Annotated in this window: 17 protein-coding genes and 1 pseudogene; 1 reads left to right on the forward strand and 17 read right to left on the reverse strand. The window is 61.3% G+C overall.

The window, feature by feature from the left end; translation table 11 throughout:
• Positions 1–22 precede the first annotated feature (22 nt).
• From VXM67_RS16765 to VXM67_RS16820, 12 genes are all read right to left on the reverse strand, one after another.
• Entirely contained in the window at positions 23–2,317 is a 2,295-nt protein-coding gene (locus VXM67_RS16765) for a right-handed parallel beta-helix repeat-containing protein (RefSeq protein ID WP_367237181.1), read from the reverse strand.
• Between the two features lie 60 nt (positions 2,318–2,377).
• Complete coding sequence (locus VXM67_RS16770; protein WP_367237182.1) at positions 2,378–5,431, reverse strand: host specificity factor TipJ family phage tail protein; 3,054 nt, start codon at positions 5,429–5,431, stop codon at positions 2,378–2,380.
• Positions 5,400–5,804 (reverse strand): hypothetical protein, encoded by a 405-nt coding sequence (locus tag VXM67_RS16775; RefSeq protein ID WP_311165703.1) that lies wholly within the window; start codon positions 5,802–5,804, stop codon positions 5,400–5,402. The genes VXM67_RS16770 and VXM67_RS16775 overlap by 32 nt, the downstream gene beginning before the upstream one ends.
• 2 nt (positions 5,805–5,806) lie before the next feature.
• Positions 5,807–6,286 (reverse strand): DUF1833 family protein, encoded by a 480-nt coding sequence (locus VXM67_RS16780; RefSeq protein ID WP_367237183.1) that lies wholly within the window; start codon positions 6,284–6,286, stop codon positions 5,807–5,809.
• Positions 6,283–6,795 carry a transposase gene (locus VXM67_RS16785; protein ID WP_367237184.1) on the reverse strand — a complete coding sequence of 171 codons (513 nt, stop codon included), beginning with the start codon at positions 6,793–6,795 and terminating at the stop codon, positions 6,283–6,285. The genes VXM67_RS16780 and VXM67_RS16785 overlap by 4 nt, the downstream gene beginning before the upstream one ends.
• A 179-nt stretch (positions 6,796–6,974) precedes the next feature.
• Positions 6,975–10,394, reverse strand: a complete 3,420-nt coding sequence (locus tag VXM67_RS16790) for a phage tail length tape measure family protein (protein ID WP_367237185.1) — start codon at positions 10,392–10,394, stop codon at positions 6,975–6,977.
• A 14-nt stretch (positions 10,395–10,408) separates the two neighbouring features.
• Complete coding sequence (locus tag VXM67_RS16795) at positions 10,409–10,690, reverse strand: hypothetical protein (protein ID WP_367237186.1); 282 nt, start codon at positions 10,688–10,690, stop codon at positions 10,409–10,411.
• An 80-nt stretch (positions 10,691–10,770) separates the two neighbouring features.
• Positions 10,771–11,214, reverse strand: coding sequence for a hypothetical protein (locus VXM67_RS16800; RefSeq protein WP_367237187.1), 444 nt, complete (start codon positions 11,212–11,214; stop codon positions 10,771–10,773).
• 57 nt (positions 11,215–11,271) lie between these two features.
• The gene (locus VXM67_RS16805; protein ID WP_367237188.1) at positions 11,272–12,441 is read right to left on the reverse strand and encodes a phage tail tube protein; all 1,170 of its coding nucleotides are present in this window, start codon (positions 12,439–12,441) and stop codon (positions 11,272–11,274) included.
• Between the two features lie 66 nt (positions 12,442–12,507).
• Positions 12,508–12,699, reverse strand: a complete 192-nt coding sequence (locus VXM67_RS16810) for a hypothetical protein (RefSeq protein ID WP_099593453.1) — start codon at positions 12,697–12,699, stop codon at positions 12,508–12,510.
• Positions 12,699–13,103 (reverse strand): phage tail terminator-like protein, encoded by a 405-nt coding sequence (locus VXM67_RS16815; protein WP_367237189.1) that lies wholly within the window; start codon positions 13,101–13,103, stop codon positions 12,699–12,701. The genes VXM67_RS16810 and VXM67_RS16815 overlap by 1 nt, the downstream gene beginning before the upstream one ends.
• Positions 13,100–13,660 carry an HK97 gp10 family phage protein gene (locus tag VXM67_RS16820; protein ID WP_367237190.1) on the reverse strand — a complete coding sequence of 187 codons (561 nt, stop codon included), beginning with the start codon at positions 13,658–13,660 and terminating at the stop codon, positions 13,100–13,102. Before VXM67_RS16820 ends, VXM67_RS16815 begins: the two co-directional genes overlap by 4 nt.
• 26 nt (positions 13,661–13,686) lie before the next feature.
• Here VXM67_RS16820 and VXM67_RS16825 point away from each other — a divergent pair, with 26 nt between their 5' ends.
• Positions 13,687–14,037: a hypothetical protein gene (locus tag VXM67_RS16825; protein WP_367237191.1), complete on the forward strand. Its 351-nt coding sequence runs from the start codon at positions 13,687–13,689 to the stop codon at positions 14,035–14,037.
• Positions 14,038–14,046: 9 nt separating this feature from the next.
• Here VXM67_RS16825 and VXM67_RS16830 read toward each other — a convergent pair whose 3' ends face one another.
• From VXM67_RS16830 to VXM67_RS16850, 5 genes and pseudogenes are all read right to left on the reverse strand, one after another.
• The gene (locus VXM67_RS16830) at positions 14,047–14,439 is read right to left on the reverse strand and encodes a protein singed (RefSeq protein ID WP_367237192.1); all 393 of its coding nucleotides are present in this window, start codon (positions 14,437–14,439) and stop codon (positions 14,047–14,049) included.
• Between the two features lie 39 nt (positions 14,440–14,478).
• Positions 14,479–15,081, reverse strand: a complete 603-nt coding sequence (locus VXM67_RS16835) for a hypothetical protein (RefSeq protein ID WP_367237193.1) — start codon at positions 15,079–15,081, stop codon at positions 14,479–14,481.
• A gap of 49 nt (positions 15,082–15,130) precedes the next feature.
• Positions 15,131–16,099, reverse strand: coding sequence for a major capsid protein (locus VXM67_RS16840; protein ID WP_367237194.1), 969 nt, complete (start codon positions 16,097–16,099; stop codon positions 15,131–15,133).
• A gap of 12 nt (positions 16,100–16,111) precedes the next feature.
• A pseudogene (locus tag VXM67_RS16845) lies at positions 16,112–16,823 on the reverse strand (hypothetical protein).
• An 82-nt stretch (positions 16,824–16,905) separates the two neighbouring features.
• Complete coding sequence (locus VXM67_RS16850; protein WP_367237195.1) at positions 16,906–17,217, reverse strand: hypothetical protein; 312 nt, start codon at positions 17,215–17,217, stop codon at positions 16,906–16,908.
• Positions 17,218–17,269: the final 52 nt, after the last annotated feature.

Here is a 17,269-nt window from a genome sequence, read left to right on the forward strand (position 1 = left end):
CCGTTCAGTATGGAAGACCAAGTTAGGCAGAAATTGCTCCATAGGTCTTCCATACAGCGGCACCAGCCGTCCCCGCTGTTGTGCAAACAGCCCCCTTGCTTCCACCCGCAGACGGGAGGGCGAACTCACATGTATCACCTCGCGCCCAGGTCCCCGTGGTTGGCGCTGCAGCACCGTTGATAATGAAGTGCTTAAGGCCATTGCCCTTGATCAGGTAAATCGGGGCTCCGCCTAGAACTGTCAGGCCCGCGGCTGCTGTATTGTCCTCGCCAATGGTGCCCACATCGTAATCAGTCGATGAACTGTTCACGTAGGCAGTGCCTCCCGCGGCGAGTCCTCTCGTGCGGTTTCCTTTCAACATCCCGCGCGGCGCTGTCGGTTCGATCCTTACGCTGTACTGCTGCAGCTCTCCAGCATCCAGGCCAAACCAGCAGTCCTTAACAGTCCAGTCGCTGCAGTTCTGAATGAAAATGGCGGCAGCGCCACCAACCCCTGAGAAACCGCCAGTATTGTTGCCATAGAGACGGGTACCCTTGATGTATGGGCGAACCACCCCGCCGCCTGCGTTGCCGAACGCTACCCCGCTGGCTCTGTTTCCCCATATCTTCCCGCCCTCGATGCGGAGGCCTTTGGCTTCCTGTCCTGTGATTATTCCGCTTTGCAGATACGACAGATCGGGATTAATGACGGTAACGCCGTCGCAGAACTCCGCCACGATGCCGAAAGCTGTGGCGGTAGCGCCGTCAGAACGGAACACAGGGTTCGTGATTACTGCACTCTGAGGAAGCAGGTTTGCCGATCCACTCCCTTTCCCATACACGCGCACCCCATAGAGCCTTACGTCGCGGCACGTTGGGTTGGTTACGGTAATTCCTGTCCCTACCAGATCTTTGTATCGCGACGGCGCGTAATCATTCGAAAGGTCGCCAGTAAATATCCCGACAACTCCATATGCGCTATCTGCATAAGGGTTTTCAACGACGATATCGAAAGCACTACTGAGCCATACGATGTACGCGTTAGAGCCAAGTGTTGCGCCGAATGTCATGGTCCCGGCGATAATGTTGGATATTTTGCAGCCGTGCGGGTGGCCTGTCCCGGAGGAATCACCTCCCCACTCAAGAGCTACGCCCCTTCCAAGAGTCGAACTGTTCGGCAGCGTGATGTCGCTTACCTCAATTCCAGTGCACTCCCCGAAGAAAACAACCGCATTTCCATTTGACCGGTTGGTGGTGAGGATAAGGTCGAAAATCTTGACCTTGCTCACGCCTACCCCGGTAGCCTGGTTCCCGCCTGAAATCGGGGCATGGTTATCACCTCCTCCAGTCGGAGAAGTGCCGTTCACGTTCACCGTGCCATTGTAAATCTGGTTTCGGCTATTCGTCGAAAATGCGCGGACACCGCCAGTAAGCTGGAATTCGATGATCGAATCGTTCAGATCAAGCGAGATGGTTCGGGGAATTTCAACAGTGAACGGAAGCACGGTCGAGAGCTGGAACGGCATGATCGCCAGCCGCCCGCCCTGGGCCGCAAGGGAATTAAGCAGGGCGGTTAGCATAAGTCGGTCACCCGCCGAAGCGGAGTCGGAAATGCCAGACTCATATGCCCCTCGTGCCGGCGCCCACACCTTCATGAAAACGCCAGAGCCGGTAGACGGGGTCAGCCAATCCGAAACCTGAGCGGTGTTGTTGAAGTCGCTGGGGAATGTGCGACTCGGATCGATAATGGCTACGCCGTCGTGCAGGGCCTTGCTCGCACTTGCACGCCAGATGAACTCGCCACCACCCTTTGTTGACCCAGGTCGATACCCAGCCACGCTGTAGGAGCGGCCATCCTTGCGCACCGCTACCTGAGTCAGGTCGTACACGCTTGGAAGCGTGATAGCCGCGCCCTCAACGAATGCAGCACCATTCCCGGTTGCTGGCGACTGCACGAGAGCCTGGCGCACGGATGCATCACCAACAGCCAGAAGATTGGCCGCATCAGTCGACCAGGTGCCAGTCAGAGTCAGAGGCAGGTCAGCAATGTCTGCAATGCGATACAGCTCGCCATCGCGCTGCACCAGCTGGGTTTGGCGGTCTATTGTTACACCGGCGCCATAGGTGAGAAATACCGACTCATAGCCCTGACGAGCAAGGAATTCGATGAAGTCCTGCTCCATTCCATGGTAGGTCTTGCGATCGGCACCCAGGCGGTCTGGCCATGTCCGCTTGGACCGGTCGTTGGTCCAAACATCGATGTTTCCAGAGTTGTCGTGCAGATCGAACGGAGAGCTGGAGCCATCTGCTCCGACCGGGTTGCCAGTGTTGTAGCGCATAGATTCTCCGGGCATGAAAAAGCCCGCTCAGTGGCGGGCATGCTCGATAAGGGTGTCCGGTCAGGCCGGCGGGAATAGATCGTCGTAGGTGTAAACGCGGGCGTCGTAGGGCATGCCCTTCATGGCAACGTTGCCGTTGGCTGGGTCGGAACTGGTGATCAGGACCGGGTAGGCCCAGCGTGCTGCAGGACCGAACAGGATGTGCGGCGGCTCCAGCGGGCCGTCTACCACGGGCGTGAAGTCGAGCGCGTCGATCCGCACCGTATATGGGTCCACCTGCGTGGCGGTCCATGGACCTGACAACGCGCCATCCTGCTTGCGAACCCCGATCAGGTGCTCGCCGCCGGCGGTAAAGTCCAGTGGCTCGGACGAGGTCAGCAGCGTTCCCGATCCGGTCACCTCGAAGGCCAGCAGGATCGCGCTCTGGCAACCCTTCGGCCTGTCATCGGCAACCGCGGCGAAGCTTAGATATCCGCTATTGCTGCCGTCCATCTCGGTTTCCCAGGTGTAAACGTCGGTCCTGAACTTCTGGTGTCCACGCCGGCGCATGCCGATACGCCAGGCTCTGGTCCTGTCGCTGATGCCAGGCATCTTGATCTTCTCGACCTTGATGCCTTGATCTCCAGGCCAGCGGCACTCGACCGTTTCCCATGCCCAGCTGATGCGCGAGAAGAACTCGACATCCACGCCGTCGAAGTCATTGATCGACGGCATGGCGCCGCTGATCTTGAGCATCTTGGTCATGTTCTGTGGCGAGTAGGTCTGTGTCTTCGGCCCGTAGGTGACATCGAACGCTGCACGAGCACTGTCCCGTACCGGGCGCAGCAGGCCCCTGAACGTCACCAACTCACCGAACCCGCACGCCAGGGCGTTGTTCACCATGTCCTTCACGGTGATTGTCGAGTCCAGCGTCTCGTCGTAGGTGTCGCCCCGGGCCACGCAGATCTCGTGGAAGGCCTGCCACTCAGGCAGGTCCAGGTCGTCGTCCGTGTAGCCACGCTTCTTCAGCTGGTAGATGCACCAAGGCGCGATGTCGCGGGTTGGCCCGGTACCACCCTCCATAAGCGGCAGGATGGTAGTCGACTCGATACTGATCTGGCTTTCCGACTGGGCAGACAGCCGGTCCCCGCCGCGAATCTTGCAGGTCATCACCGTCAACCCGGGATAGCTGGTAGGCGAATTGACCATCAGTCCGCGCAGGTCATACCACGTGACATCGTCGCGCGCTTCTTCGTTGGCTCGGCCACCCAACTGCACGAAGCGCTTCTTGATGCGCGCCTCTGCTCGCATCGGGTAAGGAAGCACTACCCGGCTTGTGAAGCCTTGCGAGTCAAGAGATCCGCCTGAGTGGACCTTCTCGATAACGGTCCACGCGCCAGCCACATCCATGTCGCGGTACTCGAAGGTGTGGTAGGACGGGATGGAGTAGATCTGGCCCTCCCGTCCTATGCCGCACAGCCCATTGCCGAAGAACACCGAATATTCGATCTCGGTGATTTTCTCGCCTTCCGGGCAGCAGGCGAATGGCCCGCGATAGCCGCCTTGCAGGTTGGACGAGTCCAGCGTAATCAGCCCGTTGACGGTCTGCATACTGTTGAATCCAGGCCAGCCGGCGTCCGTAGCGCCGGATGCGGTCAAACGCTCAACCTCCAGCAGGCTGGAACTGAAGGCGGTGATCCGGTAGCGCAATCCACGCGGACCAATGGTGGCCGTGCCCTGCCCCAGAGCCAAACCGAGCACCGGAGAACCGCCGTCGTAGTTCAGTGTCATTTCGGCCGGCTGTTCCGGTACGTCACTGGTGGTGGCGGTACCAGTGACGCCGACGGGCGATGCGCCGAGGATGGTGGCTGCACCGGTTGCGGTGATGGCCTGCCCGGCAAACGGCGTCAGTTCGACGATGCGCAGCACGCTGCCGCTGACCTGGGCCTGGAATGGCATTCCGCTGAACAGCGTATTGAGCGCCGATACCAGGCCGGCCAGGTTGGTGGTTGCGGTGTTCAGAGTGATCGGGTAGCTAGTCGCACCACGGAACAGAGTGAAGCTGAGAGGCGTGACGTTGAAGTCGTAGCGGGTTGGCGCTGCTGAACCGGTGAGCGTCGAGGCTGTGCCGGGATTTGCGGACACGGCTGGGCTGTGGGGCGTATAGCTGTTCACCACGTACAGGCCGGCATTGGCCCCAGCGACCTCGATCAGCATGCCTACCGTAGGGTTCAGCATTTCCAGTGGCCCGCGAATGATGTCGCGACCAGCGCCGCCATCGATCACCGTGTAAGTGTACGGGGCCAGCACACGGACAATGATGCCGTTCGACCAGTCGGAGGGGAATTCCCCAGCCCCCGAGGGCACGCTGATGTTGTCGCCGGTGAACTGGTACGCCGATGCGGAAGCTGTCTTCGTCAGGGTTGTTGCTGTGGTCAGCTCAAGCCCCGCGGACCCGCTAGAGCTTGCCCCAACCTCAGGCACGTTGAACCAATTCAAGTGCGCGGTATCGGCGGACAGGTCTGCGCCAGGTTGATAAATAGCGAATTCCGCATCGGCCCCGAGCGAGATCAGCGGAGTCTGGCCGACGCGAACCTTGCTCGAAGGTATGTCATACACGCCTTCGCCGATGTACAGCAGCATTTCAACCCGCTGATCGCGTGCGCCGGCGAAATAGCGGCGCGGCTGGACCAGGTAGGATGGGTAGGTTCGCTGATGGCCGGCGATCTGCCGCACAGGGTCACCGAGCTTGACCTTGTTACCCTTGGCGCTGGCCTCGGTCAGCGGGTCACCCTGCTGCGTACCGGCGCTTGACGGCATGCCCGGCATCTTCGGCATCAGCGCTTTCAGCACCGCCTTGGCACCCTTGAACAGGGCGAAGGTGATGGAGAACGGGTCGGTACCCTTGGGCTCGCGGTAGATCTGCAGCAGGTCGCTGGGCTTGAACGTCACCTTGTACCACAGGTGCTGCTCAATCACCTCATCATTGAGGACAATGCTGATTGGCGGGCTTTCCCGGCGCTCGTAGGACGGTGCCAACGACTTCAGCCAGGCCTCGATGGTCATCCGGCGGTCGGTCTTCCAGGTGCCGAGCGGCGCCGTGTCACTCAGCTTGTTCGGGTAGAACTCGATCACGGTAATACACCACCCTTGGATGCGCGGCTTCGAACTCGCCGGTTGTCCGGAGGCAGGCGCCACCGGGGTTTGTGTCCAGAACCTTCAGCCGTCCCTCGCTCAGAAGGACCGTGCCGACATGCAGAAGCGCCGTTCCGCGCAGCACCGCGGCAATGGCCCCAGGCTCCGGGGTACACTCCTCCATCGCCTGACGGAGGCTGCGGTAGGCCTTGGTGTTTTCGCGGATCTTGTCCTTGCCAACCGCTCCCAGGGACGGGAGCCAAGGCAGTCCAAACAGGTCGTGGCGGATTGCCCGGCACATCCCCCAGCAATCGAAGGCAATAGGCCCCCGTGCACCCTCGCGATACGGGGCGCGCATGAATTTCTCGATCATGGTCAGATGTACTTCAGGCCGGGTGCCAAGGATGTGGTCAGGATGGTGCGGAGACCGTTGGTGTTGAGCAGGTCGAAGAAGCCGGCGGTGAGCTTGGCGACATCGTCCTCATACTCCCGGCTGAGGAGCGTCATGCGGTACCGCTCTTGCGGGAACGACAGGTCTTCGGCCAGGTAGCGGCGGAAGGTGATGATGAATCGGTCGTCGGCCGCCTTGGCCTCCTCCACGACCTCCTGCACCTCGCCGGTCACGTTGTCCAGGCCGAGCACCAGGTTCTGGAACGCGCTGTTGTCGTTCTTGGGAAGGGCAAGGTCCATGGCCATCGCGATGAAGGTCAGCGTGCGGCCGTCCTCGGTGGTGCACACCCGGTCTTGCCAGCCCGAGCAGTACAGGTGGGAGATGGCGCTCCCCTCCTTCCGCGCCTCGATGGTGTCAACCAGCTCGCCCCTGCCCGAGGCGTAGCACTCCTCGATCAGGCTCATGGTTTTGGCCACTCCTGATTGACGCCATAATCGAACGCACCCATATGGATCTCGTACTTGCTGAGTGGCCACTCTAGGTTTACGGAGAGATCTATGATGTCTTTGTTGAACCAGTACTCAGGGAACTGCTCCCAGCCATCGGGGATTAGTGGACGCTGCTTCAATTCGGCGCTGATGGAATATCGCCAGCGCTTCACCTGGGTCAGCTCAACTTTCCCGTAGATGCCGATGAAGTGGACCTGGTAGGTGGTGAAGCCGACCGGCAGCTGGAGCGGCATTTCGAACCACTCCAGCCCATCATTCAGCGTTCGCGAATACCACGCCTCGAAGAATGCCGCCTCATCCTCTTCAAACACGAAGTTGAACGTCAGCTCAGACGGAACATAGCTACGCACCTTCCGGTACCGGCGGCGCCCTGTGACCATCGGCGTCGAGCGCATCGGGTCAACCGTGGTGTAGCCATAGCCATCCTGCAGCGGAAGTGGCAATTCTGCCGGGTATTGAATCATTGCAGTTCCTCAGCTGAGGTTTGCGTTTAGGTGAGAGGGCTGAGACCCAGCGCTTCCTCGATGCGAGCGAGCCTCCTTTGGAGCAGAAGCTCTTTCTCATCAGCCGGGACAACGGGCTCTGGCACGGTTGCGCCAACCCCGCTGTCGGCCTCGTCAGTTTCGGTGGTCATGGGATCTACCTACGTTGGGTTGCGCGAAAGCCCGTAGGCCGCCTCGATCGCCTGAGCCCGCTCGCCGCCGCCCCAGATGTCAGCCACGAAGGCGTCAATCTGCAGCTGGCCGTCGTCACCGGTGCGCTGATCAACAGTGCCGGCACGGGACCGGTCTTCGATCAGGTTCACGGTGACACTTGGCTGGGCGGCCTGCTGCTGGACCTGGCCGTTGGCCTGAACCTTGTTGAGCGAAATGTTTTCGCCTGCGAAGGAGACCCTTTCGTTCGAGTTGATCGCCTCCAGCAGTTCGCGGTTGCGCGCGGTTGCCTTGGCGTTCACAACGAACTCGCCATTGCTCAGGCGCGCCGGAATGCTGTCGGATGTGCCCGTGCCGGAGCCCGAAACATAGCCGCCAGTGGAAAAGCCCTTGATCAGCGCGAAGGCTGCCAGGAGCGCGGTACCGCCGACCACTGCCGCCGCACCGAACGAGCCGATGGAGGCGACCAGTGCCGCCGGCAGCCAGGCGCTTGCCGTGGTGGCTGCTGCTGCCGTCTGGGCTGCTGTGGTTGTGGCTGTCGCCGCAAGGCTGGATGCGGTAGCAACGCCGTCAGCCGCAACCTTGGCTGTGGCCACAGCCGCTGCACCAGTGGTCTCTGCTGCCGTGACGGCGCCGACCTGGGCGATCTGCTGAGCCGCCAGCGCTGCCGAGGTCTGCCCGAAAGCAGCCTGGATGCCCTGATTGATTAGCCATTGGGCGGCCATCTGACCCAAGCCGTTGATAACCCCACCTACCAGGCTGCGTAGCACCTGCGTAGCAGACTCGCCGAAGGTCTGGCCATCGAGCGTCATGCTCTCGAACGCGCTTCCAACACCGGTAGAGATAGTGCCGAAGGCGTTCGTGAACAGTGTCTGCGTCTGCCCGGCGACGTTGGTCGCGGTCACCTGGAAGTTCTGCAGCGCCGCTGTCCAGCCGTTGATTGGGCTGAGCATCGCCTGATCCATCTGCGCCCAGCCGGCCTGCTGGGCAGCAAGCTGCTTCGGCAGGAACTCGTTGGTCAGGTCAATCTGCGCCTGCAAATCCTGGCGCTGCTTCTCCGTCGTGGCGTTGGCCAGTTCGGTGCGCAGCTGCAGGATACGGTCGTTGGTCTGCTGCTCGAGCTGCACGCGCTGCTGCATGCGTGCCGTCTGCTGGTCGCCCATGCCGACGCCGGCTGCTGCAATGCTGTACTCGCTCTGCTGGCCGGCTAGTTGCCGCTCAAGCTGCGCCCGGTATTGCTCAGCCTGGGTGAGGCCTTGGGCGCCCTTGATGGCGGCGGCGTAGTTGATCGAGGCCTGAGCGAGAGCCTTGCCGTACTCGTCCTGGCTGATCTTGCCCTTGTCTAGGGCCAGCTGGAGCTGGGTTTGTTCCTTGGTCAGGGTTCGCGCAGCCTGGGCGGCCGGGTCGTACTGGTTGTACAGGCGAGAGAAGGTGTTTTCCGCCTCGGATACGCCTTTGTTGGCGCCCTTCGGCGCGTTCTTCTTCGCCTCGCGAGCTTTGATGTCCGCGATTTCCTGCTCGATGTTCTTGCGGGACTTCGCGTACTTCTCTTCCTCTGCAGCGCTGAAGCCGCCTGCGGCAATGGCATCCTTGCGCGCCTTGTCCAGGTCCGTCAGTTCCTTCTGGAGCTTCTGGGTCTGAGTCAGAGACGACTTGTAGGTCGAGTTGATCAGGTCGATGCCTTTCTTGCCGGCATCCTGTGTGGCCTTGTTGCTGGCATCCTGAGCAGCCTTCGCGGCATTGTTTGCCAGGGCCGTTTGCAGCTGTTTGAGCCTGGTTTCGAGCCCTCGCAGGGTCTGGTCGTCATCGCCCGCGAAGAACCCGATGATTCCCCCTTTGCGCTGGGCAATCAATTTCTCGGTGTTGGCGATTTGATCCTCGATCGTCTGATCGCGACCAACGTCTAGCATGGCATCCCAGGCCTTCTTGGCCGCCCCGGTGATGGACTGCCACGCGGACTCCAGCGTGCCCAGGTTGCGCTCAATCTCCCCTGCCCGGCTGTTGATGGCCTCGGCGTACAGGCCGGCCGCCATAGCCGCAGCGTCCATCGTCTTGCCCTGCTCCTGCAGGGATTGGATGTTGGCGTATTGCGATGCGGTGAGGATGTTCAGCTCGCCATCGAGCTTCTTGATGGCCTCGACTGGGTTCTTGCCGATCTCGTTGAAGGTCTGGACGACATCGTTGATATCGCGGCCGGTTTGCTTGGACCACGCCAGGGAGGCCTGGGTGATCTCCACGTACATGCTGCGCAGCGGGTTACCGGCGGCAGCCAACTGGGTCAGCACACCAGCGGCCGCACCGACTGTGCCGCTGCTCGCCGCCACCTGATTGGCCATATCGGCAAGTTGGTTGGCGCTCAGGCCTGCAGCATTTCCATTCTCGATCAGCGCATTGGCGAAGCGCTCGGTCTCTTCAGAGCCCTGGTAGTAGGCAACAGCCAGCACGCCAGCAGCTGCGGCTGCGGCTGTGAACGGGTTAACCAGGCCGAGTATGTAGCCGCCCATGGCGCGAGCAGCCGGGCCGATACCGCCGAACATGTCTTTCAGCTGACCGCCCTGCTGCAGAAGGACAGTCAATGGAGCCTGTCCGCCCTGAAGGCTGACGGCAATATCTGTGAACTGAGCTGGCAGCCCGCGCAGCGCGGCGTTGTAGGCCTTGGCTGACATACCGGCGGTGTTCATGGCCGTGGACGTTTTGCCAAGCTCGTCCCGGGCTTCCTTCAGACGCCCGCTGTACTCCTCAAAAGTTTCGGTATCAACAAGCCCGGCCTTTTTGAACTTGCTGAGCTTATCCTGCATGGCGTCCAGGCGATCAAGCGCGGCAACCGCCGGGTTGATCTGGCCAATCAGGCGAGTCAACTCCTCTCGCTGCTGCTCGAGCGAGGCGTCAGCCGCCTTGGTGCTACCGGACACGGAGTCCATGGCCGCATCAGCCTGGCGGGCGCCACTGGCGACCTGCTCAAGAGCCGCGGCGACACGAATAAGCTGGGCGTTAACCTGGCTCTGAGTACTGGAAAATACACTGAACCCATTCGACAGCTGGCCGATGCCCGTGGACATCTGAGAAAGCAGCGCATTCGACTGAGTCAGGCTGGAGTCGAGCTTTGTGACGCCAGCCCCAACCGACAGCATGGCTGCCTCGAGGGCGTCAGACTTTGAGACCAGGGCCGTCATCTGCCGGTCGGTCGATGCCGTCGACTTCTCGACGCGATCCAGGGCGGTGACTGCGGCGGACGCCATTTTGCCCATGTTCGAGCCAAGGGTGACTGTGACCCTGCTCAAGTTCTCGGCAGAAACAGCAGCACCTTCCCCGCTCTGCTCTACCTTATTGAGCGAATCACTCAGGTCATCCGCATTTTTCTTCGCTGGGCGCGAGTCAATCGTGATGGCAAGGCGGGATTCTTGCGTCATTTCGCCCTCCGGCGTCAGCGCCTCTTGGGCTTGGGCTTGGATTCAGCGTCCGCTCTGGCCTTCTCGTTCTGTTCGTCCCAGTGCTTGCGGAACTGGTCGTCGAGGGCAAAAACAGCTGCGTCAAACTCTTCGCGGCATAGCGCCGAGGGGTAGCGGTCGAGGTATTCGGTGATGGCTGATGGCGCGATAGGCGCCGGAGCGCCCACCATGCCGACGTACTGCCGGGACCGGCTGATGTAGGCGTAGGCCTCAAGGATCTCTGCGGTTACACCGTCAATCTCGGGCGCCTCGGGCACGCCAGAGCCAAGACGCTCATGCTTCCAGCGCTTCTTTTCGTTGGCATCGCCAGCCCAATCGCGTCCCCACAGGTATGCCGCTACTGCTTTTCCGCAGTGGCTGCAGCCTTCTCCTCAACGCGGCGTGCGATATCGGTCGCGGTACGCAGGGCCAGGAAGTAGACGCTTGGCATCTGGTTGATCAGAGCGATGCACAGCTCAGCGCTGTAAGGAGCTGGTTCGCCGGGCTTCTCTTCTACGTCGACGCCCTTCCAGTCCTTTATCAGGTGCTTGGCCGCCAGTTCGACGAACAGATCATCGTCGGTCTCCAGCTCAACATCAGGGATTTCCGAAAGGCTGAACTCAGCGGTGCCGACCCTTACCTGTTGGTTGATCGCGGCAAGGTGTCGATTGATCAGCGCCTGATGGGACTTGTAGAGCGGGTTGGCAATCGACCCAACGAGGATTTGGGCGCCAGGGGCGAACTCGACCCAGCGCTCGCCGCTGATATCCAGTTCTGGCTTCTTTGCGATGGTGAAGGCCATGGTATTCCTCTGCGGTAAAAGGCCCGGCGCACACCGCAGGGCGCGCCGGGCAAAGGATTAAACAGTGACGGTGACAGCGCAGGTGTCGGTCTTGGTGCCGTCTGCGGCGCTGGTCGCGGTGATGGTGGCGGTGCCGGCCGCGATGGCGGTGACCAGGCCGGTGGCGCTCACGCTGGCGATGGCCGGGGCCGAAGAGGTCCAGGTGACCAGTTGGCTTGCGCCTACCGGGGTCACGACAGCCTCGAGGTCGCCGGTTTCATCGACTGCTAGGCTCAGGGTGGCCGGGGTCACGGTGACCGCTGCGATCGCAATCGGCGCTGGCAGACGGGTAATGGTCGGCGGCACGCGGCGGGCGGTGTATTCCAGTTCGACCTGGATGATGTCGGTGGCGCCACCGTCCGGCCAATCACCGCTCACTTCCATCTCAGGGATGAAGAAGGTGTAGCCGCCGTCGGCGTTGTTCAGGGTGAACTCGAAGCTGAGCGAGTCGCCGGTCTGCTGGGCCTTCCAGTACTGATAGGCGGTCTTGGACCAGCTCATGGTGATCGAGCCCGACGGGGTGAAGGTGGTCGGGATAATGTTGCCCGGGAACGGGTTGCCGTTACCGATGCAGCGCTGGGTTTGAGCGTTGTTGGCGAACTGCAGGTTGAAGCTGTCAACGCAGGCGTTGTCTTCGCCCAGCTGCACGCCGTTGATCTTCAGGCCGGTGACGTCCTTGAAGCCGTAGCGCCGCTGATTCGCCTCGGGCGCAGGGCTGACGATGAACGACGTATTGTCGGCCTTGTCATCCCACGACGTGGCCATGAACGTGGTGGTGACGCTGATTTCGTTGTCGTTCGGGACCTCGATGTTGATCGTGTCCACCTGGGCGCCGCGGGCGATGCCAGCGATACCCACGTCGGCATCGTAGGCGCCGATGGAGAACGAAATGCGGTCGTTGCCCATGGTCAGGACGTTGCCGACCCAGTCCTTGCCGAAGCAGGAGGCTAGGAACTCGTCCAACGCACCGTAGCGGAACTTGGTTTCGATATCGCCACCGACATCGACGGTCGTCTGGGCAGTACCCTGCGACATGCGGCTTTCGCCGATCTCGTTGTTCTCTTCGGTGTTGTAGGTGGGCACCAGGCCGAAGCTGACGCGGGTCAGCACGTTCCAAGGGCCAGGCGGGGTAATGCCCGGGGTGACCTCGCGAATCCACGCGGTCGAGCGCTTTGCACCGCTACTCATGGGGTGTTTCTCCTATCAATAGGCGTAAAAAAACCGCCATTTGGCGGTGCAGGTGTTTGGTTGGCGTTATGCCGGAATCGTGCGGACCACGATGATTGGCGCCGGATCGTCGTCAGGCCTGAATACAACCTCGCCCTGCTCAAGCTTTGGCTCGGGGTATTCGTGGATCGATCCGTCTTCCTGAATCGCCCGCGTGATCTGGGCTATCTCTCGGTCGACCAGCTCCCCGTCGATGCGCACCTTCATGGTTTCGCTCATCAGTAGGCCCTGTATGGCACGGAGATGTTGACCTGGTACCAGCCGTTACCGTCGTCACCGATGACGTTGGCCGAGGCGGCAAAGAAGTCCAGCGGCCCCTCGGGCGCACTGTAGTACTCGAAGTGCTGGGACAGGGTATCGGCGGCTTTGGTGATCGCCAGCGTGCCCTTGTAGGTCGGCACGAACAGCTGAATTACGAGAAGACCGGTGCGGCGCACGCTCGGGCCGTTGCCGACCTCTGGCGTGCTGCTAAGGCCTGGAATGTCCGCCAGCCTCGCCCAGATGGTCTTACCTGCCGGGTCAAACGGCGCTGCATTGTTCGGATAGTCCACGTTCGCAGCCGGAATGCCGGCCCACTGCTGCATGCGCCCGATGACGACGGCGCGAATCTGTTCAAAGGTCATGAGCTGTAGGCCTGTGAAACGCCGTGGAACGAAACGGCGTAGACGCCACCCGGAGCCTGGGTCGAATGACCATCTTCCAGCGGCTCCGCGTACGGCAGGTTGTTCTGGATGTAGACCACGGCGTATGCCTCGACCGACTGGAGCACGGCCCCGCCATTGCTGATGGTTGTAGCGCCTGATGGATCTACGGCGTCTAGTTGCGCATAGCTCGGCGCACCGACAGTGACGATGTTGTTGGCTCTGAACCTGCCGCCTACATAGCCCTGCCCGGCAGCCACCTGGTTGACGAAGTAGTTCTGCTCTCGCTCACGCTTGGTCAGCTTCTTGTTGCCAAGCTGGGATGCCTTGGCGTCGTAGGCATCAGCCATGGCGACATTCCTAGCCTTGAGTTCCTGATTCACCTTCCAAAGGCTGGGGTTGCCCACAGGAGAGCGCAGCACGACCTCCTGCAGCATGGCCATGGCGATGACTCGGGTTCGGGTAGCGACTGCTTCGTCGATCTCCTCGCGGAACATCGTCGGTGGCGTGCTCCACCCCCTGCCCTTGCCTTTGGCCATGATCACTTCCTCAGCTGGATCTCGTAATGCGCCTTGGCCGGATCGATGCCGGGACTGACAATGCGGTACGTGGCCGGCTCGCCGGTGATAAGGTCGGGCGCCGTGATCTGGTGGCCAACAGCCGGCCTATCCGTGACCTCATTGGCCAGGCAGATCAGAAGTACGTCACCCACCAGGATGTTCAGGCCGTCGATGCGGCGGCTGTCGTAGCTGTCGAGCACCCCGCGCCCGGTGTAGGTCACTGGCTGCGCCGTGGTGGTTTCGCTGACCGGATCCCAGACGCCGGGCCCCATGTAGGTGCCGGTGAACTCGGACACGGCATCAGCCAGCTCATCGTCGAAGGCCTCGGCCAGATCGGCCTGAATGTCGTCGCGTAGGCCCATGCCCTACCCCCTCGACACGCGGAAGGCGAATGGATTGCTGCGCCATGGCGTGAGCAGGGCCAGAGCCAGCTGCACACACGCCGGCTGTGCGGCCGTACTCGTCTTGTCGATCGAGCCGAAGGTCTTGCTGGTGGATACCGAGCCAGCCTTGACCGTTTTGGCCTCAAGCGATCCCTCGGTCTGCTGTTCGTACAGCTTGCCCTGGGATGCGCACTTGGCCAGCCTGGCGCCAGCCTCCTTCACGTCGTCGGGGATGTCATCCATGTCGATCCCAACCAGGTTGAGCGCGGTCAGGTAGGCGTTCGCCTCGAATACCGCTTCTTCCTTGTCGGCGTCGGGAGCCCAGGCAGCCCCGAGGATGCTATCCACGTCGGCCACGGTGATGTAGGTAGCCATCCGGCCTCCGCTTGAATGATTGGGGCCGCAGCCCCGGGATTACTGCTTGTCGAGGTCAGCGACCTGCTTCTGCAGAGCTTCTTTCGAGGCATTGGAGCGGTAGGAGACGTTCGCGGCGTCGAGCTTGGCCTTGAGCGCTTCGACCTCTGGGTCAGCGTTTGCTGGCTTGAGGGATTCGATTTGTTTGAGCAGTTCGGCATTCTGCTTCAGCAGGTCTGCTTTCTCTTGCTCCAGGCGTACGACCTTCTCCACTTCGCCGTCGCGCTCACGCTTGAGGCTGGAAACGCCGGCATTCACCGCCTCCAGCACCTCGAACAGGCGCGACGCTGTTTCGCCCAGGTCACCCGAAGGGCGCTCCAAGCTCTGGACCGCGAACGATTCGACGATCACGCCGATGGAGCCGAGCTCAGCGGTCAAGCGATCGACAACTTCCTGGCTCAGCCCCCCAGCCTCGACGACCACCGCCAGGGCCTGCAGCTCAGGGCGGATGGATACCTCAGGAACTTCCTTGGCAGCGCCTTTGCGACCCTCCGCAACGTTGGCGTCGACAATGACCAGTCCATGTTCCCGGGCTAGCTCCTTGACGTTCTCCTGATACTGGTGGAACGGCCCAGCCAGATACCAGATGTTGTTTCTGCTCATGCGCATATCCTCAGCAGGCCAGGCCTTAGGCCCAGCCCGCCATCAGGGTTTACTTGGAAGCATCACCGATCAGAGCAACACCAGCGGTGTGCTTGATGCTGGTGGCGGTCTTGTCCCAGTTGGTGCCGGTGGCGATCTCGGCATCGGTCGGGGATTTGCCGCCGTTGGTTTGATCCCAGGTGTAGCCCTTGAGGCCCAGGCCGAAGTCGTAGTCCACCTGCAAGGTGGTTTCGATGCGCTCCCTGCCGTTGGTGGTCGACACGTTGCTGACCATGTTGCGGCCGTCGTGCACCAGTGCGGCGCCCTGCACCAGGGACAGGATGATTTCCTTGTTCGGGGTGCCGGCCTGCATCAGCGCCGGGGCATCGGTGACCACCGAGACCTTGCCCAGGATATCGACTACGCGGACGTTGCCGGCCTGGAACAGCTGCTCGGAGTTGGTCAGGGCCTGGCCGATCAGCTTGTGGTAGGTGGTGCCCTGCATCACCTGGGTTACCAGGTTCTGGCTGGCGTCACCGAACTTGGCGTGGGCGTTGTTCAGACCGACCTGAGTGATGCCGGCGGTTGCCGAGACATCATTGACGGCTGCGGCCTGGGCAGTGATCGCTGCAACCAACGCGGCGATTGCGGTGTTCAGCTGGTCCTTCAGCAGGATCTCAGCGAACGCCCGGGATGCCACCTCAACGCCCTGTGCAGTCGGGCGCTCCAGCCAGGTCATCTGCGACGGCTCGTAGCGAACAGGGCCGAAGCCGCCAGCCACCTTCACCGAGGTGTTTTTCAGCTCGGTCAGGTCGGTGATCGGAGCGGCGCCGTTGGCTGCGTAGCGATCAACCCGGCGCTGGGCGGCGGCCAGGGTCTGGAAGAACGACTCTTGGAGGAAGTCGCCGGTGAAGCCGTCCGGGGACAGCACGATGGCGCCGCGACTGGCGGCGTTGAACGCAACGAGCATCTGATCCAGCGTCTCGATGGTCGCCGGCATGATGTACTCGTTGAAAACCTGCATTTGCGACAGGGACATAGGTGTTTTTCCTTACGATTGAGGGAGGTCTGGGAACCGGCTGGCGATTGCCGCCGTGCGTTCCGCTTTGTTACCGCCGAAATTGCCTTTTGCGGCCCCGCCGCCCTTTCCAGCACCCCCGGCCCCGCCGCCAGATGCCTTGCTACCAGCGATCAGAGGGCCGAAGGCCGGATCGTTGGTGAATTCTGCCTTCAGCTCATCCAGCGTTGCCGCCGAGAGCTTGCCGGCTGCGTCCAGCACGACAACGGTTGGTTTACCGTCGCGCTGCTCGACGCTCAGCCGGCGTTCGATGTGGGGAAGCAATGCCTTGGCGCTGCCTGGCACGGCCAGAGCAGTCGCGATCTCGGTGGCGGTGCGGCCTACGGTCAGATCCCGGATCTGGCCTTGCAGGGTGGCGCGCTCGCTTTCGAGGGTGCCGGTCAGCTCAGCTTCGCGGCGGTTGTACTTCTCGGACGCAGGACTTTTCGAGTTCCTCGACGTTGCCCGACTTGCGGGCGGCCTCCTCGGCCTCAGCGCGCGCCTTTTCTTCGGCCTCGCGGCGGGCTTTCTCGGCGGCCTTCTTCTCGCCCAGGAGCTCCTCCACCTTGGCCTTCAGGCCGGTGACGTCCTCCTGCTGCGGCAGCCCATCGATGCCAAGGACGAACTTGCCGTCCTTCTCGACGTACAGGGCTGCTACCGATTCTTCGACGCCTTCGAGGCTGTCCAGTTGAAATTTCAAGGTCATTGCTGTCTCCCAGAGACGTTAAGCAGGCCCTGCCTGCGGGCATAAAAAAACCCGCCGAAGCGGGTTTAGTAATTGGTTTTCTTCAGCCTGCCGTGAACCGGTAGGTGTACGGAGCAAGTCGCTCCATTTTAATAATCGACCCAGCCACCAAAGCGTGATCGTTCAAAAATTTGGTCACCACAAAGGTGCTACGTTTCCGGAATATCTTCTTGTCCCCCGCAACCTCATCCTGAATTGGATCTTGGCTACCATAGAAGACCGTTGCCAGCTGTTTGGCAGGAAACTTCCGGTTCTTGCCACCGATGATCTCAGGTTCTAACCAGTCGAACACATCGGTCAGCAGAATGTAGCTTCGTTGAGCGTTGGTTTGTAATGGAAAAGTCCTGAACGTCATCGTGCCGCCCTCTTGAATGAGGGCTCTATGGTTTCAAGCTGAAGTAGGCAAT

The sequence above is a fragment of the Pseudomonas sp. Rh2 genome (genome assembly GCF_040762985.1).
Lineage (GTDB): Bacteria > Pseudomonadota > Gammaproteobacteria > Pseudomonadales > Pseudomonadaceae > Aquipseudomonas > Aquipseudomonas taiwanensis.

Coding starts and splice junctions, on each gene's coding strand:
- VXM67_RS16765 (WP_367237181.1), bottom strand. CDS start 2,317: ATGCGCTACAACACTGGCAACCCGGTCGGAGCAGATGGCTCCAGCTCT.
- VXM67_RS16775 (WP_311165703.1), bottom strand. CDS start 5,804: ATGATCGAGAAATTCATGCGCGCCCCGTATCGCGAGGGTGCACGGGGG.
- VXM67_RS16780 (WP_367237183.1), bottom strand. CDS start 6,286: ATGAGCCTGATCGAGGAGTGCTACGCCTCGGGCAGGGGCGAGCTGGTT.
- VXM67_RS16785 (WP_367237184.1), bottom strand. CDS start 6,795: ATGATTCAATACCCGGCAGAATTGCCACTTCCGCTGCAGGATGGCTAT.
- VXM67_RS16790 (WP_367237185.1), bottom strand. CDS start 10,394: ATGACGCAAGAATCCCGCCTTGCCATCACGATTGACTCGCGCCCAGCG.
- VXM67_RS16800 (WP_367237187.1), bottom strand. CDS start 11,214: ATGGCCTTCACCATCGCAAAGAAGCCAGAACTGGATATCAGCGGCGAG.
- VXM67_RS16805 (WP_367237188.1), bottom strand. CDS start 12,441: ATGAGTAGCGGTGCAAAGCGCTCGACCGCGTGGATTCGCGAGGTCACC.
- VXM67_RS16810 (WP_099593453.1), bottom strand. CDS start 12,699: ATGAGCGAAACCATGAAGGTGCGCATCGACGGGGAGCTGGTCGACCGA.
- VXM67_RS16815 (WP_367237189.1), bottom strand. CDS start 13,103: ATGACCTTTGAACAGATTCGCGCCGTCGTCATCGGGCGCATGCAGCAG.
- VXM67_RS16820 (WP_367237190.1), bottom strand. CDS start 13,660: ATGGCCAAAGGCAAGGGCAGGGGGTGGAGCACGCCACCGACGATGTTC.
- VXM67_RS16825 (WP_367237191.1), top strand. CDS start 13,687: ATGCGCCTTGGCCGGATCGATGCCGGGACTGACAATGCGGTACGTGGC.
- VXM67_RS16830 (WP_367237192.1), bottom strand. CDS start 14,439: ATGGCTACCTACATCACCGTGGCCGACGTGGATAGCATCCTCGGGGCT.
- VXM67_RS16835 (WP_367237193.1), bottom strand. CDS start 15,081: ATGAGCAGAAACAACATCTGGTATCTGGCTGGGCCGTTCCACCAGTAT.
- VXM67_RS16840 (WP_367237194.1), bottom strand. CDS start 16,099: ATGTCCCTGTCGCAAATGCAGGTTTTCAACGAGTACATCATGCCGGCG.
- VXM67_RS16850 (WP_367237195.1), bottom strand. CDS start 17,217: ATGACGTTCAGGACTTTTCCATTACAAACCAACGCTCAACGAAGCTAC.